This is a genomic window from Rosettibacter sp. KY25, from assembly GCF_057554405.1.
This window is the reverse complement of sequence record NZ_BAAJAO010000014.1, coordinates 47,743-63,112: the sequence shown is the minus strand read 5'-3', so window position 1 is coordinate 63,112 and position 15,370 is coordinate 47,743. Positions and strand designations below refer to the sequence as shown.

15 protein-coding genes are annotated in these 15,370 nt (G+C 31.6%); 12 read left to right on the top strand and 3 right to left on the bottom strand.

Translation table 11 applies throughout. The features are described from left to right. Window positions 1-98: 98 nt before the first annotated feature. Both galB and AC27L2_RS09650 read left to right on the top strand, forming a co-directional pair. The gene (gene galB, locus AC27L2_RS09655; RefSeq protein WP_487211560.1) at window positions 99-2,531 is read left to right on the top strand and encodes a beta-galactosidase GalB; all 2,433 of its coding nucleotides are present in this window, start codon (window positions 99-101) and stop codon (window positions 2,529-2,531) included. A 29-nt stretch (window positions 2,532-2,560) separates the two neighbouring features. Then, window positions 2,561-4,486 (top strand): T9SS type A sorting domain-containing protein, encoded by a 1,926-nt coding sequence (locus tag AC27L2_RS09650; RefSeq protein WP_487211559.1) that lies wholly within the window; start codon window positions 2,561-2,563, stop codon window positions 4,484-4,486. A 169-nt stretch (window positions 4,487-4,655) separates the two neighbouring features. On the opposite strand, the gene AC27L2_RS09645 is transcribed toward AC27L2_RS09650, so the two are convergent. The 3 genes from AC27L2_RS09645 to AC27L2_RS09635 form a co-directional block, all read right to left on the bottom strand. Beyond that, window positions 4,656-5,105 carry a MarR family winged helix-turn-helix transcriptional regulator gene (locus AC27L2_RS09645; protein WP_487211558.1) on the bottom strand — a complete coding sequence of 150 codons (450 nt, stop codon included), beginning with the start codon at window positions 5,103-5,105 and terminating at the stop codon, window positions 4,656-4,658. Next, window positions 5,105-5,683, bottom strand: a complete 579-nt coding sequence (locus tag AC27L2_RS09640) for a YceI family protein (protein ID WP_487211557.1) — start codon at window positions 5,681-5,683, stop codon at window positions 5,105-5,107. Before AC27L2_RS09640 ends, AC27L2_RS09645 begins: the two co-directional genes overlap by 1 nt. Before the next feature lie 268 nt (window positions 5,684-5,951). After that, window positions 5,952-6,635 carry a sulfite exporter TauE/SafE family protein gene (locus AC27L2_RS09635; protein ID WP_487211556.1) on the bottom strand — a complete coding sequence of 228 codons (684 nt, stop codon included), beginning with the start codon at window positions 6,633-6,635 and terminating at the stop codon, window positions 5,952-5,954. A 151-nt stretch (window positions 6,636-6,786) separates the two neighbouring features. On the opposite strand from AC27L2_RS09635, the gene hypA reads away from it, so the two are divergent. The 10 genes from hypA (at window position 6,787) to AC27L2_RS09585 (ending at window position 15,349) form a co-directional block, all read left to right on the top strand. Beyond that, on the top strand, window positions 6,787-7,134 hold the full coding sequence (gene hypA, locus AC27L2_RS09630; protein ID WP_487211555.1) for a hydrogenase maturation nickel metallochaperone HypA: 348 nt from the start codon (window positions 6,787-6,789) through the stop codon (window positions 7,132-7,134). A gap of 11 nt (window positions 7,135-7,145) precedes the next feature. Beyond that, on the top strand, window positions 7,146-7,799 hold the full coding sequence (hypB, locus tag AC27L2_RS09625; protein ID WP_487211554.1) for a hydrogenase nickel incorporation protein HypB: 654 nt from the start codon (window positions 7,146-7,148) through the stop codon (window positions 7,797-7,799). Next, window positions 7,796-10,141, top strand: coding sequence for a carbamoyltransferase HypF (gene hypF, locus AC27L2_RS09620; RefSeq protein WP_487211553.1), 2,346 nt, complete (start codon window positions 7,796-7,798; stop codon window positions 10,139-10,141). The genes hypB and hypF overlap by 4 nt, the downstream gene beginning before the upstream one ends. Next, window positions 10,119-10,355, top strand: coding sequence for a HypC/HybG/HupF family hydrogenase formation chaperone (locus tag AC27L2_RS09615; RefSeq protein ID WP_487211552.1), 237 nt, complete (start codon window positions 10,119-10,121; stop codon window positions 10,353-10,355). The genes hypF and AC27L2_RS09615 overlap by 23 nt, the downstream gene beginning before the upstream one ends. Continuing rightward, on the top strand, window positions 10,352-11,476 hold the full coding sequence (gene hypD / locus AC27L2_RS09610) for a hydrogenase formation protein HypD (protein ID WP_487211551.1): 1,125 nt from the start codon (window positions 10,352-10,354) through the stop codon (window positions 11,474-11,476). Before AC27L2_RS09615 ends, hypD begins: the two co-directional genes overlap by 4 nt. After that, entirely contained in the window at window positions 11,454-12,509 is a 1,056-nt protein-coding gene (gene hypE, locus AC27L2_RS09605; RefSeq protein ID WP_487211550.1) for a hydrogenase expression/formation protein HypE, read from the top strand. Before hypD ends, hypE begins: the two co-directional genes overlap by 23 nt. Continuing rightward, window positions 12,503-13,489 carry a sigma-54 interaction domain-containing protein gene (locus AC27L2_RS09600; protein WP_487211549.1) on the top strand — a complete coding sequence of 329 codons (987 nt, stop codon included), beginning with the start codon at window positions 12,503-12,505 and terminating at the stop codon, window positions 13,487-13,489. The genes hypE and AC27L2_RS09600 overlap by 7 nt, the downstream gene beginning before the upstream one ends. 162 nt (window positions 13,490-13,651) lie before the next feature. Beyond that, window positions 13,652-14,152, top strand: coding sequence for a hydrogenase maturation protease (locus AC27L2_RS09595; RefSeq protein WP_487211548.1), 501 nt, complete (start codon window positions 13,652-13,654; stop codon window positions 14,150-14,152). Between the two features lie 8 nt (window positions 14,153-14,160). Continuing rightward, window positions 14,161-14,673 (top strand): ferritin-like domain-containing protein, encoded by a 513-nt coding sequence (locus AC27L2_RS09590; RefSeq protein WP_487211547.1) that lies wholly within the window; start codon window positions 14,161-14,163, stop codon window positions 14,671-14,673. Window positions 14,674-14,692: 19 nt separating this feature from the next. Further along, window positions 14,693-15,349, top strand: coding sequence for a 4Fe-4S dicluster domain-containing protein (locus AC27L2_RS09585; RefSeq protein WP_487211546.1), 657 nt, complete (start codon window positions 14,693-14,695; stop codon window positions 15,347-15,349). The last annotated feature ends 21 nt before the right edge of the window (window positions 15,350-15,370 follow it).

Genomic DNA, 15,370 nt, shown 5'->3' with positions numbered 1-15,370 from the left:
CAGAGAAGAGGCAAAGCAAAGTTCAATTATTACAATGAAGGTGATTAAAATTCATTCTTGCAGTGAACTAAAAAATAAAGTATTCATAAGAGGCTGATATGAAAAATAATACTTTCTTCCAATTGAAAAATATTTTTGTTCTTTTAGTAATAACATTTACAATTAATGCTCAATCGTTAAAAGTAAGAAGCATTGAAAATTTTTGTAATGATTGGAAATTTCATCTTGGGGATATTGCAAATGGAAATGACCCATCATTAAATGATGATAATTGGCGTCTTCTGAATTTGCCACACGACTGGAGTATTGAAGGCGAATTCAGTAAGGATAATCCTGCAACTCCAGGTGGTGGAGCTCTACCAGGAGGAATTGGCTGGTATAGAAAATCTTTTTTTGTTTCAAATGATGATAAGGATAAATTATTTTTTATCGACTTTGATGGTGTTTATCGAAATAGTGAGGTTTGGATTAATGGAAATTATTTAGGCAAAAGACCATATGGATATATTTCATTTAGATATGAACTTACACCATACATTAAATTTGGCGAGAAGAATGTTATAGCAGTAAAAGTAGATAATTCATTGCAGCCAAATTCAAGATGGTATTCAGGTTCAGGAATTTATAGAAATGTTTGGCTGGTAAAAACAAATAAAATTTTTGTTGACCACTGGGGCACTTACATCACAACACCAATCGTAAAAAATGAGCAGGCTGAAATATCAATTCAAGTAAAAATCAGAAATAATCTACAAGAACAAATCGATGTAAAAATAAAAACAAAAATATTTGATAAAGAGAATAAATTAGTTGCAGAAATTGAATCACAAAAAACATTGATGCCAGATTCTGTTTCAACTATAAATCAGAAAGCAGAAGTTAAAAATCCAGAATTATGGTCAATTGAAAAACCAAATTTATATAAAGCAATAACACTAATTGAGCATCAAGGAACTCTGGTTGATGATTATGAAACAATTTTTGGAATAAGAACTTTTGAGTTCAATTCAGAAAAAGGATTTTTCTTGAATGGAAAGCATGTGAAAATTAAAGGTGTCTGCAATCATCACGATTTAGGTTGTCTCGGTGCAGTAATTAATGAAAGAGCACTGGAGCGACAGCTCGAAATTCTAAAAGAGATGGGAGTGAATGCAATCAGAACTTCTCACAATCCACCAGCACCTGAACTTTTAAATCTTTGTGACAGAATGGGATTCATTGTAATGGACGAAGCTTTTGATATGTGGAAAACAAAAAAGACTGAATTTGATTATGCAATGGATTGGGATAAATGGCATAAAAGAGATTTGGAGGATATGGTTCTGCGCGATAGGAATCATCCTTCTGTAATTATCTGGAGTATTGGAAATGAAGTAATGGAACAATGGATTCGAGATGATAGCATTGGAATTGTTATCACAAAAGAATTAACAAAAATTATAAAGAACCTAGATTCAACTCGTCCAGTTACTGCAGCATGTAATGGACCTGAACCAGAAAATCCACTAATAAAAGCTAACGTTCTTGATTTAATTGGATTTAACTATCATCAACATTTATTTGAAGATTTTCCAAAAACATTTCCAGGTAAAAAATTTATTGCAACAGAAACTACATCAGCACTTGCAACTCGTGGTCATTATGATATGCCGTCGGACAGCATAAGAAGATGGCCAAAGAGATGGGATTTACCACTTGAAGATGGTAATCCAGATAATACTTGTTCGGCTTATGATAATTGCAGTGCACCATGGGGTTCCACTCACGAAGAAACTTGGAAAATCATAAAGAAACATGATTTCCTTTCTGGCATGTTTATATGGACTGGTTTTGATTACCTTGGTGAACCGACACCATATTCTTGGCCCTCAAGAAGTTCATATTTTGGAATTGTTGACCTCGCAGGATTTCCTAAAGATGTTTATTACATGTATCAAAGTGAATGGACTGATAAACCTGTCCTTCATGTTTTTCCTCATTGGAATTGGAAAGAAGGTCAAACTATTGATGTGTGGGCTTATACAAATTGTGATGAAGTTGAATTGTTTTTAAATGGAAAATCATTAGGTGCAAAAAGAAAAATTGGAGATGATTTGCATTTAATGTGGCGTGTAAAGTTTGTTCCCGGCATACTTAAAGCTGTTGGAAAAAAGAATGGGAAAGAATTTTTAGTAAAAGAAATTAAAACCGCAAATGAACCATATAAAATATCACTTGAAGCTGACCGTAAAATCATTAAAGCTGATGGAAAGGATTTATCTTTTGTTACAGTAAAGATTCTTGATAAAGATGGAACATTAGTACCATATGCAGATAATTTAGTCAACTTCGAAATTTCAGGCGAAGGAAAAATTGTTGGTGTTGATAACGGTTCTCAAACAAGTCATGAACCATTTAAAGCAAATTATAGAAAAGCATTTAATGGATTGTGTCTTGTAGTTATTCAATCAAATAACAATGCAGGCAAAATAAAATTAAGTGCAAAATCAGAAAACTTGCTACCTGCAGAAATAGAAATCGAAACAAAATAAGATTTTCTTTTATATGGGAGTGGATTGATATGAATAAAAATTTATTCTTGATTTTTTTCTTTTTTACATTTTTAATTAAAGCACAGCAAACTACAAACTGCTTTCTTAAAAATTTTGAATTAAAGTATGCAGAAGTTCCTCCTAATGAATTAACTTCTAAACCTGATGGCAATCCTACAGTAACAATTCAAATCAATGCTGCAGATACAATTGGAAAAATTTCAAAGTATATTTTTGGCAATGCACTTGCAGCGTGGATAGGAAACGAACCTTTAAATGACCCAGTTTTTATTAATCAAGTAAAAATGCTTTCTCCAACTTTGATTCGTTATCCTGGGGGAAGTTGGTCAGATATTTTTTTCTGGGATGGCAAAGCAGAAAATATTCCTCCTTTAGTTTGGGATGGAAATCAAAATAAGTGGGTTCAACTTTATCCTCAATTAGGAAAAGGGAGCTGGCAAACTACAGTTGATAATTATTATAAACTTCTTGATGAAGCAGCAACCGATGGATTGATTACTGTAAATTATGGATATGCAAGATATGGAACAGGAGATAATCCTGTAAATCAAGCTGCACATTATGCAGCCGAGTGGGTTAGATATGATGATGGCAGAACAAAATTCTGGGAAATCGGAAATGAAAATGCAGGTCCTTGGGAAGCAGGCTGGAAAATTGACCCTTCACTTAATAAAGATAATCAACCAGAAATTATAACAGGCGAACTATATGGAAAGCATTTTAAAATATTTGCTGACTCAATGCGCAAAGCAGCTGCAGAAAGAGATAATGAAATTTATATTGGTGCTCAAATTCTTCACTACGATGGAACAAACAGTTGGAATGTTGCAGATAGAAAATGGAACGAAGGAGTCTTTAAAGAAATTGGTGATGCTGCAGATTTTTATGTTGTTCATAATTACTTTGGTACAAATTCAAATGCAAAATCATTACTTGATATTGCTTCCATTGTCCCCAAACAAATGATTGATTTTATTAATCAAGATATTTCAAAGAAAAAAGCTTTTCCAAAACCAGTTGCAATTACTGAATGGAACATGGACCAATCAGGCGGCGATTTAGCCAAGACATCAATTATTAATGGAATGCAGGCTGTTATTTTATTTAATGAATTTATAAAATTAAATTACGGAATGACCTGCCGCTGGCTTCTTGCAAATTGGGAAAGTGATGGAATGTTTTACAGAGGAAATAATAATCAAATACCAAAATGGAATCCAAGACCCGACTTTTATTACATCTATTATTTAAAAAATTTTACTGGTGACCATTCAGTAAAAACTATTGTTAGCGGAAGCAATGACTTACTTGCTTATGCAAGCACATTTAGTTCCGGTCATTTAGGTTTGATTGTAATTAATAAATCTAAAAATGATTTAATTGCGGAAGTCAAACCAATCAATCATAAATTTGGAGAAAGATATTACATTTATTCATTAACAGGAGGAAGTAGTAGTACTGATTTTTCGCAGCAAGTTTATGTTAATGGTGTTGGTCCGAAAGGTTTAACATGGGGACCACTTGAAGTATTAGAAGAAATTCCAGCCTTTGCTTTTAATTCAGAAGGTGAGATAAAATTTAGTTCGCCAGCTCGTTCTGTTCAATATATTTTAATTGAACCGGGAAATTATGTATCTGTTAAAGAAGAAAATGACTATCGAAATAATGAGTATACTCTTTATCAAAATTATCCCAATCCGTTTAATCCATCAACTTTTATAAAATTTCGGTTGCCTATTTCGGGAAAAGTAACACTAAAAATTTTTGATGTGTTAGGAAGAGAAATAACAACTTTGCTAGATGAGTATAAAACTGCGGGCGATTATAATATTAAATTTTCTTCTGATGACTACAAAATTCAAAGCGGAGTTTATTTTTATAAACTTACTTGTGGGAACTATTCAGATGTGAAGAAAATGGTATTGCTCAAATAAATTAAGGAGCAATTTTTCATTTATATAATCTGTGAGAATATTTGTAAGCTGATTGTAAAACTTAAACATGGGACAAAGTTTTAAGATTGTCTCGGGATTACTGCATTATAAAAGCAGATAATATAATTTTTATCTTTTACACAAATTAGTTCAAATATTTTAGAAGCTTTTAACCTCTCAACTTATCGAGTAAATCATTAAGAATCTGTGCTTCTTGTTTATTAATATTCTTAAACACTCTGTCAAATTCAGAATTTAATTCATCAATTTGAGAAAGTAGATGTAATCCTTTTTTTGTAATTATGACATCAACTTTTCTTCTGTCGTCACTTGAAATTTTTCTTTCGACTAGTCCTTTCTTCAGCAGTCTATCAACAAGCCGCGAAGCATCTGACATTTTATCGAGCATTCTTTCTTTAAGCAGATTAATGCTTGCAGGTTTGGGGTATTGTCCGCGCAAAATTCTTAGTATGTTGAATTGGTTGCTTGTTATATCAAACTTATCAAATATTTTTTTATGATAATTCATAAGCCAGCTGTGAGTATAAATTATATTCACAGCCAACTTATGAAATTCATTCCTGAACTTTTTTTGTTTTATTTCTTCTTCAAGTTTCATTATGATTTTACTATTTCAACATCAATAATTATATCAACTGTTTCACCGACTACCGCACCGCCTAATTCAAGCAATGCATTCCATTTTAAGCCGAAATCGAAGCGATTAACTTGACCTGTAACTTTGAATCCAGCTCTTGTATTACCCCAGGGGTCTTTTACAGTTCCATTATAAACTACATCAAGTTCTACTTGCTTAGTTATGTTTCTGATGGTTAAATCGCCAACAAGTTTATATTTCTTATCGCTGACTTTTTTGAATGATTTACTTACAAAAGTAATCTTTGGATATTTTTCCGCATTAAAGAAATCATCGGATTTAAGATGATTGTCTCTTTGTTCGTTGTCGGTGTTAATGCTGTTAACATCAATTGTGAAATTAATTTTAGCATCTGTAAAATCATCTTTGGATGTTTCTACTGTGCCGTCGTAGCTTTTAAATTGTCCAGTTACTTCTGAAATAACCATATGAGTAACTTTAAACTGAACTTTTGAATGAGCTTTATCAAAAGTCCATTTTGTTTGTGCCTGTAAAGATCCAAGGCTTACAATTAATATAAAAAATAACAGCTTTTTCATTTTGGTTCTCCTTTTGTTTAATGAAAATTAATTTATTACTAATTATTACAAATGTTGTAACATATAATTTTTTGAATAAGTTCATTCTATTTGCTAATTGTTAATTTTTATCATTTTCTAAAATTGAAAAATGGTGGATAATGATTAGAGATAGAATTCAGAGAGGTAACAATACTAAATGTGAGGATAAGAGGAATATATTTTAGCAAGAATGTTATTTCAGTATTTAGATTTTGGAGAACAGATTATAAAGTTTTCTGCTGATGATTCATAAACCTAAAAATTCTATAGCCATCCCGCTGATGAATATTACTAAACCGGCAATTGCATGAGAATATTTCTCCCAGCTTTTTAATTTGATAAACTGAGTTCCATAATACATCGAAGCAACAACAAATAACATTGTTCCTACCGTAGTAATCATAAAAATAATTGTTATTATTAAAATTGCATAAATATTTTTTTGCACTGTGGGATACAATAATAAAGGAATTAAACTCTCACATGGACCAAAAATAAAAATGATGAACAGTACCCATGTAGTGATATTCTTTTTCTCTTCATTATCTCCATCAGTTAAATTATTGTGCTCGTGAATTTGATTATGGATATGTAAATGAGTTTTATTGCTCCATGCTTTTTTTAGTCCCCACAAAAAATAGATTAAACCAAAACTAATCAACAACCATGCAGCAATTTCTCCTCTTACAGAATTAACTAATTCAAGTTGATTAAGTGCAATGCCGAACATTATTCCAATAAATCCAAGAAAAACAGAACTTAAAATATGACAAATTCCGCATAACGAAGTTATTAACAGTGTTTTTTGTATTGTCCATTTGCGTGCATGTGCAATAGCAACAAAAGGAAGATAATGATCGGGTCCTAATACTGTATGAACAAAACCAATTAATGCTGCAGAAAATGAAAGGAGTAATATTGATTCGTGCATAATTACCCCCCATGTTATAATGATACAATTAGTCGTTTATAATTATCTATCTACTAAATAATACAATATTATCTTTGATTTAAAATTCATATATTAATACAAGAATTGATACTTGTTCTTATTAAAGATAAAAAATAAAAATGCAATTACAATGCATGAGCTGAGCATTGCTCAGGAAATAATTAATATATCTACTCAATATCTTCCAACTGATAAAAATATTACCGTTAAAGCTGTAAAACTTAAAATTGGCAAAATGAGTAATGTCTTTGTAGACTCACTAAATTTTTGTTTTGAATTGTTGTCAGAAAATACACCATTGAAAAATGCAGCACTTAAAATACAGATGGTTCCAGTTATTGTTAAATGCAATGATTGTTTTATGGAAAATGAAATTAAAGATGATTTAATTTATTGCCCGAATTGTAATTCTCTCGATGTTGAAATAAAATGTGGTAATGAACTTGACATTGAAGAGTTGGAAATAGAAGAATTATAGGAGTAAGTAAAATGAGTATAATAACGATCGAAAGAAAAATTCTTGAAAAAAATGATGCAGTTGCTGAATTCAATAGAAATAATTTTAAGGAGAGAAAAATATTTGTAATAAATTTGCTTAGCTCCCCCGGCTCGGGTAAAACAAGCATTTTAGAAAAAATAATAGAATCGCTAAAGAATAAAGTTAATATAGGAGTGATTGAAGGAGACATTCAAACAAAAATTGATGCAGAGAGAATTGAGAAATATGGAATTCCTGTAGCCCAAATAATAACAAATGGTGCTTGTCATCTCGATGCAATTTTAATACGAGATGCCTTTTCACAGTTAAATAATAAACAAATCAAATTATTATTTATAGAAAATGTAGGAAATCTGGTTTGTCCAGCTACCTTTGATCTTGGAGAAAATATAAAGATTGTAATTGTCAGCACAACTGAAGGCGACGATAAACCATTAAAGTATCCAATGGCTTTTCGTAAAGCCGATGCAATGATAATCAATAAAGTAGATTTAATTCCTTATTTAAATTCTTCAATAGAAATACTCAAGAACAACGCACTGAAAATTAATCCTAACTTAAAAATATTTGAGACTTCTTGTACAAAAAATGTAGGTATCGACAAATTATGTGAATGGTTGCTTGATAATATAAATAGTAGATGAAAGTACGCTATAAAATTGAAATTAGAGGCAATGTTCAAGGTGTTGGATTTAGACCTTTTATTTACAGACTTGCCTCGAAATTTAACTTATGTGGTTATGTCTGCAATACACTGGGGGGAGTGCTTGTTGAAGTTGAAGGAGAAGAAAGTTCTATTCAGGAATTTTTATTATCTATCGAAATTGAAAAACCAAAAATTGCATTCATATCAGGGCTTGAATATTCTGTATTAGATACAATTGGTTACTCAGATTTTCAAATTATCAACAGCCATGTTGAAGGTGAACAACTTACTATAATTCCTCCTGATATTGCTGTTTGTAATGATTGCCTAAAAGAAATGTATGATAAAACTAATCGAAGGTATTTATACCCGTTTATAAATTGCACAAACTGTGGACCTCGTTATTCAATAATAGAATCTCTTCCGTATGACCGACCCAATACATCAATGAAAATTTTTAACATGTGCAGTGAGTGCAGGAAAGAATATGAAGACCCATCCAATCGAAGATTTCATGCTCAGCCTATTGCATGTCCAAAGTGTGGACCGCAAATTCAATTATGGAATAATAACAGGCAATGTTTAATTTCTCAGAATGATGTAATTGATTATGCTGCGGAATTAATTTCTGAAGGAATGATAATTGCATTAAAAGGAATTGGAGGTTATCAATTAATAGTTGATGCATCAAATTCAGAAGCAATTAAAAAACTGCGCTGTCGAAAGCATCGCAGTGAAAAACCTTTTGCTCTTATGTTCCCTAATATTGAAACTGTAGAAGATATTTGTTACGTGTCTTCTTTAGAGAAAAGAGCTCTGCTGTCAAATGAAAGTCCTATAGTTTTATTAAAGAAAAGAAATTATAAACATAGCTTCATCGCAGAAGAATGCGCACCCGGCAATCCTTACCTTGGTATTATGCTGCCTTACTCGCCTCTTCATCATTTGCTGATGAACAAACTTCAAAGACCAATTGTGGCTACAAGTGGAAATTTATCGGAAGAACCAATTTGTATTAATGAAGATGATGCATTTGTCAGACTTAAAAACATTGCTGATTATTTTATAATCCATAACAGACCAATAGTAAGACATGTAGATGATTCCATTGTAAGAATAATAAATAATAGACAGGTAATATTAAGAAGAGCGCGCGGGTATGCCCCTTTCCCAATAATTTTACAAAAAAATAATTTAATGAACCATGACGTCTTAGCTCTGGGTTCACATATTAAAAATACAATTGCCTTGAAAAAGAATAATCACATTATCATCAGTCAGCATATCGGCGACTTAACAACAAAAGAATCTTACAAAGCATTTGTTAATACAATCAACGACTTATCGAAATTAAATAAATTATCATCATCATTAATATTATGCGATATGCATCCCGAATATTTATCAACAAAGCATGCCAAATCATTAAGCAACAATGTTATTCGGATTCAACATCATTATGCTCATATTGCTGCATGCCGGCTTGAAAATGAAGTCGAAGGCGAGGCATTAGGTGTCAGCTGGGATGGAACTGGTTATGGCTTAGATGGGAATATTTGGGGCGGAGAATTTTTCCTTACCAGCGAACAAACTGTAAATCATATAGGACAATTTAAAACTTTTCCATTGCCCGGCGGTGAGCTTGCCGTTCGTGAACCTCGCAGATGTCTTGCCGGAATTCTTCTTGAATTGTTCAATTATAAATTAAGAAAGACAGTATTAGAAATCTTAAAAAATTCTTTTTCGCATAATGAATTAAAAATTATCCGGCAATCAATTTTAAATAAAATTAATGCCCCATTAACATCGAGTGTCGGAAGATTATTCGATTCAATTTCTTCTTTGCTGAATGTCTGTCACTTTTCTACTTACGAAGGGCAGGCAGCTATGATGCTCGAATATATTGCTGATGAGAGCACAAAAGATTGTTACAATTTTTCTATTCATTATAAAGATAAAATTATAGTCGATTGGAAACCAATATTAATAGGAATTATTAAAGATATAAAAAGGCATTCACACCGTTCTATTATTGCCGGGAAATTTCATAATACTTTATCGTATATAATTTTAAGTGTTGCAAAGATTACAAAATCATCAAAAGTATTACTAAGCGGTGGTTGTTTTCAGAATAAATTGTTGACAGAAAAAACCACTGCCCTGCTTAATGAAAACAATATAAAAGTATATTTTAACCAAAAAATTCCTCCAAACGACGGAGGAATTTCTGCCGGTCAAATAGCAGCTTATTTATTTACTAAAGGGGCGGTATCAACTAATTCAGTTTCTTATAAAAATTTAATAGGAGTTGCAAATTATGTGCTTAGCAATTCCAGGTAAAATAATTTCTATTGACTCTTCCAACCCTTTTTATAAAACTGCAAAAGTTGATTTTGGAGGTTCAATACGAGAAGTGTGTATAGAGTGGATTCCGAATGTAAAAGTTGGTGAATATGTTTTAGTGCATGTTGGTTATGCATTAAATAAAATAGACGAAAAAGAAGCTGAAGAAATTTTAATGATGATAAAAAATATAGAAGATAATCAAAGATGAAGTTCATTGATGAATATAGAAACCCAACTGATGCCAAAAAAATAGCAAATGAAATAAAAAGAATTACAAAGCATCGATGGCAAATAATGGAAATTTGCGGTGGTCAAACACATACAATATTAAAGTACAAACTGGAAGAACTTTTGCCGCAGCAAATTACTTTAATTCATGGCCCGGGCTGCCCAGTTTGTGTTACATCGACTGATTTTATAGATAAAGCAATCACCATTGCATTTAATGATAATGTAATTTTAACATCATACGGCGATATGCTTCGAGTTCCAGGTTCAAAGTATAATCTTTTATATGCCAAAGCTTCAGGTGCAAATATAAGAACAGTTTATTCACCGATTGAAACAGTAAGACTTGCTCAAGAAAATCCAGACAAAAAAATAGTCTTTTTTGCAATCGGTTTTGAAACAACTGCGCCAGCTACTGCAAGTTCAATTCTGGAAGCAAAAAGACTTAGATTAAAAAACTACTTTATTCTTTGTGCACATGTATTAGTTCCACCGGCAATTGAATTGCTGCTTCAGTCTCAATTAACAAAAATAAATGCAATTCTTGCGGCTGGTCATGTCTGCACCGTGATGGGTTATAAAGAATATTTACCAATCGCAAAAAAATATAAAATTCCTATTGTTGTTACTGGATTTGAACCCAATGACATTCTTTTAGGAATTCTAATGGCAGTAAGACAATTAGAAGAAGGCAAATATGAAGTAGAAAACCAATACAGCCGTGCAGTTAAAGAGAATGGAAATTTGAATGCACAAAAAATAATGTACGAAGTATTTGAAGTTACAGATTGCAATTGGCGGGGAATTGGTTTAATTAAAAACAGCGGATTAAAGTTAAAGAAAGAATTTTCTGAATTCGATGCAGAAAAAATTTTTTGTATAAGTTCAATTCAGTCGGAGGAAAAAAATGATTGCATTGCAGGATTAATACTTCAAGGTATTAAAAAGCCATATGAATGCAGTCAATTCAATAAAAAATGTAATCCTGATAATCCATTGGGCGCACCTATGGTTTCATCAGAAGGAGCCTGCTCGGCTTATTATCGATATAATTCAATTAATAAATTTATAAACAAAGATGAACGACAAATTAAATATTAACTTCAGCTGTCCCGTTCAAAGCAATGAGTACGACAAAATTCTGCTGGCTCATGGCGGAGGGGGAACTTACAGCAAAAAGTTATTAGAGCAATTCATTTATCCGCTGTTTGATAACAATATTTTATCTCAAAGGCTCGACAGCGGTATTTTTGAAATATCAAAATCAAAATTTGCTTTTACTACAGATTCATTTGTTGTAAGCCCTATCTTCTTCCCAGGCGGGGATATTGGTAAACTTGCAATTAACGGAACTATAAATGATTTATCTGTTGCCGGTGCCAAACCATTATTCATTTCACTTTCTTTTATTATTGAAGAAGGCTTTCCGATAGAAGATTTTCAAAAAATACTTTTATCTATTAAATCTGCTACAGAAAAAGCAAACGTAAAAATTATAACTGGTGACACAAAAGTAGTTGAAAAAGGAAGCTGCGATAAAATTTTTATCAATACATCGGGAATTGGAATAATTGAAAATGGAATTGATATAAGTCCGGCAAAATGCAAAGTTGGAGACAAAATAATTTTAAGCGGCGGCATAGCCGAACATGGAATTGCAATCTTAACATCAAGAAATAATTTTGAAATAGAAACGGAAATTGAAAGTGATACTGCTCCGTTAAATCATTTAGTAGAAAAAATTATTAGTGTAAGTAAAAACATTCATATGATGCGCGACCCAACGAGAGGAGGTTTGTCAAGCTGTTTGAATGAAATTGCTCAAACTGCTTTGGTTAGTATGTTAATTTATGAAGATAAAATTCCAATAAAAGAAGAAGTAAGAAGCATATGTGAATTACTTGGATTGGATCCGCTTTATATAGCAAACGAAGGAAAAATTATCGTCATTGTAGAGCCTGATGATGCTGATTCAGTTTTAAAAGCTATGCAGCAGGACCCACTCGGACAAAATGCACAAATTATTGGTGAAATTATTGAAGACAATTCAAATTTAGTTTTTATGAAAACAATTATCGGAACAACTCGAATTGTAGATATGATTTCAGGAGAACAATTGCCAAGAATTTGTTGATAAAAAATTTTATAAAAATGGAAAATGGAAGTAACATAATAGTTGGTCAAAACAAGAAAATTCTGGAAATAATAGAAAAGATTGATAAGATTGCAAATACCGATTGCTCAATCCTGTTAATTGGTGAAACCGGAGTAGGGAAAGAATTGTTTGCAGAATATATTCATAAAAAAAGCAACCGCAGTCACTATCCCTTAGTTAAAGTTTCTCTTTCGACCTTGCCGCCAAATTTAATCGAAAGCGAATTATTTGGATACGAAAAGGGTGCATTTACAGGTTCACTTTATGAAAAAAAAGGATTATTTGAAATTGCTGATAAAGGCACAATATACTTAGATGATATTGACGATTTCCCTTTAGAACTTCAGCCTAAATTATTGAGAGTAATTGAAAATAGAGAAATTAAAAGAATCGGTGGGCAAACATCTATACCATTAGATATACGTTTAATAACATCTTCAAAAATTGATTTGAGCAAATTAGTAGCACAAGAAAAATTCAGGATGGATTTATTTTTCAGAATAAATGTCTTCCCTATTGAAATCCCTCCGCTCCGTGAAAGAGCCGATGATATTCCTTTGTTAATAAACCATTTTCTAAAATTATATGAACCAAACAGACCAATTGAAATTTCTGAACCAGCTCTTGAGGCATTTAAATCTTATTCTTGGCCTGGAAATGTTAGAGAACTGAAAAATATAATCCAGCGTATAGTTCTCTTTACAAATGGTAAAATTACTTTGGAAAATCTTCCAAACGAAATAAAACAAAAACAACAGTTAGACAATTTCTTTAAAAAATGCATTTCTTGCTTTGAAAATAGAAGAATGAATTTTGAGGAAGTTATGAGCTGCGTTGAATCCCATTTATTACAGCAAGCACTAATTCTATCCGAAGGAAACCGTACTCATGCTGCACGATTATTAGGATTAAGCTTATCCACTTTCAGAGATAAATTAAAAAAGTATAATCTCGGTTGATACTGCATTTTTCTTTCATACAAAATCAAGCTGCGAACTTCCGCACTTAATTAACGATTTTCCGTTAATCTGTTAATTTATAATATCACAAAAACCACTTCTTTTATACTTCCTGCAATATGGCATTCAACTTGCCAATAATCTATAAAAATCAGAAAATCCATGGAACTGCCTTTAATAATCTTAGGTCTTGGAAATAAAATTTTGGGTGACGACGGAGCTGGAATTTTAGTAGCAGAAAGACTTAAAAAAAGGCTGCAAAATATTCCTCAAATTAAAGTAGATACAACTTCACTGGGTGGAATTAGAATTATTGATTTAATAAAGGATTATAATTCAGCCATAATTATTGATACAATAAAAAGCGGAATGAAGCCAGCAGGGCATATTTACATGTTCTCACATAAAAATTTTATTAATTCACTTAGAATGGTTTCTTATCACGATATTAATTTTTGTACAGCAATCGAATTTGCAAAGAAGATGAACATACAAATGCCTAAATCAATTTTTATTTATGCAATCGAAGCAAAAGAAATAGATGTATTCACATTTAAAATAAGCCGTGAAATCAAAACAGCGATTGATATTTGTACTGAAAAGATAGTTTCATTTATTGAAAAAGAATTTAATCTTAATAGCACAGAAGTTGCAACCAATTAGGAGTAAAAATGATTGCCGAAGATCTTACAGCCTTAGAAGCACTTGGCATTGCAATTCGAAGTGAAATCGACGCTCAGGAGATTTATCAGGATTTAGCAGATTTATCACAAAATGATTTATTAAAAGAACGATTTATCAATCTTGTAAAAGAAGAAAGACAACATCAAGTACTGCTCGAAAAAAAATATAATGAAATGTTTCCAGATATACCTCTTGAACTACCGGAGAGCCAGATGCCTAAAGATGTCAATTCTTCTTTGGCAAGAAAACAGTTGAGTATAAAAGATGTTTTGAAAATAGCAATTGATGAGGAAAAGCGTTCGAGAGATTTTTATCTCGATTGCGCTGAATATGTAAAAGACCTTTCAGGCAAAAGAATGTTTAGATTTCTTGCTGATATGGAATTTTCTCATCAAATGATCTTAACTGCCGAATATGAAATGATTGAAAAATATCCTCAATATTTTGGAGATGTAAAGCACTGGGAAGTTGAAGATAGTTTAAGAAAAGAAAAACAATAAAAGAATTGTAAGGAAAAAAATGATTACAGAAATTGAAATTCTGCCAGGCAAACTTAATGAAAGAGAAACTATATTAAGAAATACGTTTCTTGATCACACAAAAGTTATTCCGCAAGGTGAAAGAATTAAACTTTGTATTCAGTGTGGTACGTGTACTGCTTCATGTCCCCTTTCATATGCAATGGATATAACACCAAGAAAATTAATTGCTTTATTCAGAGCTGGTGATATGGAATCAATTTTAAAAAGCAGAACTATTTGGATATGCGCTTCATGTTATACTTGCCAAACACGATGTCCTTCTCAAATTAAAGTTACCGATATACTTTATGCACTAAAACGAACTGCCATGGAAAAGAAAATATTAAATAAGAGTATACCAACTTATGCATTATCGCAATCGTTCATGAAAAGCATTTACAAATATGGCAGACTCAATGAACCAAGATTAATCATAAAATTTATTATGAAAACCGGCTTTTGGAAAATTTTTAATATGATACCTTTGGGAATTCGTATGCTCAAAAAAAATAGAATAAAATTTTCTACTGAAAAAATAAAAGGGATTAAAAATTTAAGAAAAATTATGGAAAAGGCTGAAACATTTGATATGCCAATTGAAAAAGAATACCCCGCTTATATGCCCGAAGCTGTTGGATATAAATCAATAAGTTGAATAAATATTTGGAAGCATTAA

Excerpts from the sequence above, each read along its gene's own strand:
- hypF (WP_487211553.1), top strand. The coding sequence starts at position 7,796 with ATGAAAGTACGCTATAAAATTGAAATTAGAGGCAATGTTCAAGGTGTT.
- galB (WP_487211560.1), top strand. The coding sequence starts at position 99 with ATGAAAAATAATACTTTCTTCCAATTGAAAAATATTTTTGTTCTTTTA.
- AC27L2_RS09585 (WP_487211546.1), top strand. The coding sequence starts at position 14,693 with ATGATTACAGAAATTGAAATTCTGCCAGGCAAACTTAATGAAAGAGAA.
- AC27L2_RS09635 (WP_487211556.1), bottom strand. The coding sequence starts at position 6,635 with ATGCACGAATCAATATTACTCCTTTCATTTTCTGCAGCATTAATTGGT.
- AC27L2_RS09640 (WP_487211557.1), bottom strand. The coding sequence starts at position 5,683 with ATGAAAAAGCTGTTATTTTTTATATTAATTGTAAGCCTTGGATCTTTA.
- AC27L2_RS09650 (WP_487211559.1), top strand. The coding sequence starts at position 2,561 with ATGAATAAAAATTTATTCTTGATTTTTTTCTTTTTTACATTTTTAATT.
- AC27L2_RS09615 (WP_487211552.1), top strand. The coding sequence starts at position 10,119 with ATGTGCTTAGCAATTCCAGGTAAAATAATTTCTATTGACTCTTCCAAC.
- AC27L2_RS09595 (WP_487211548.1), top strand. The coding sequence starts at position 13,652 with ATGGAACTGCCTTTAATAATCTTAGGTCTTGGAAATAAAATTTTGGGT.
- hypE (WP_487211550.1), top strand. The coding sequence starts at position 11,454 with ATGAACGACAAATTAAATATTAACTTCAGCTGTCCCGTTCAAAGCAAT.
- hypD (WP_487211551.1), top strand. The coding sequence starts at position 10,352 with ATGAAGTTCATTGATGAATATAGAAACCCAACTGATGCCAAAAAAATA.
- hypA (WP_487211555.1), top strand. The coding sequence starts at position 6,787 with ATGCATGAGCTGAGCATTGCTCAGGAAATAATTAATATATCTACTCAA.
- hypB (WP_487211554.1), top strand. The coding sequence starts at position 7,146 with ATGAGTATAATAACGATCGAAAGAAAAATTCTTGAAAAAAATGATGCA.
- AC27L2_RS09645 (WP_487211558.1), bottom strand. The coding sequence starts at position 5,105 with ATGAAACTTGAAGAAGAAATAAAACAAAAAAAGTTCAGGAATGAATTT.
- AC27L2_RS09590 (WP_487211547.1), top strand. The coding sequence starts at position 14,161 with ATGATTGCCGAAGATCTTACAGCCTTAGAAGCACTTGGCATTGCAATT.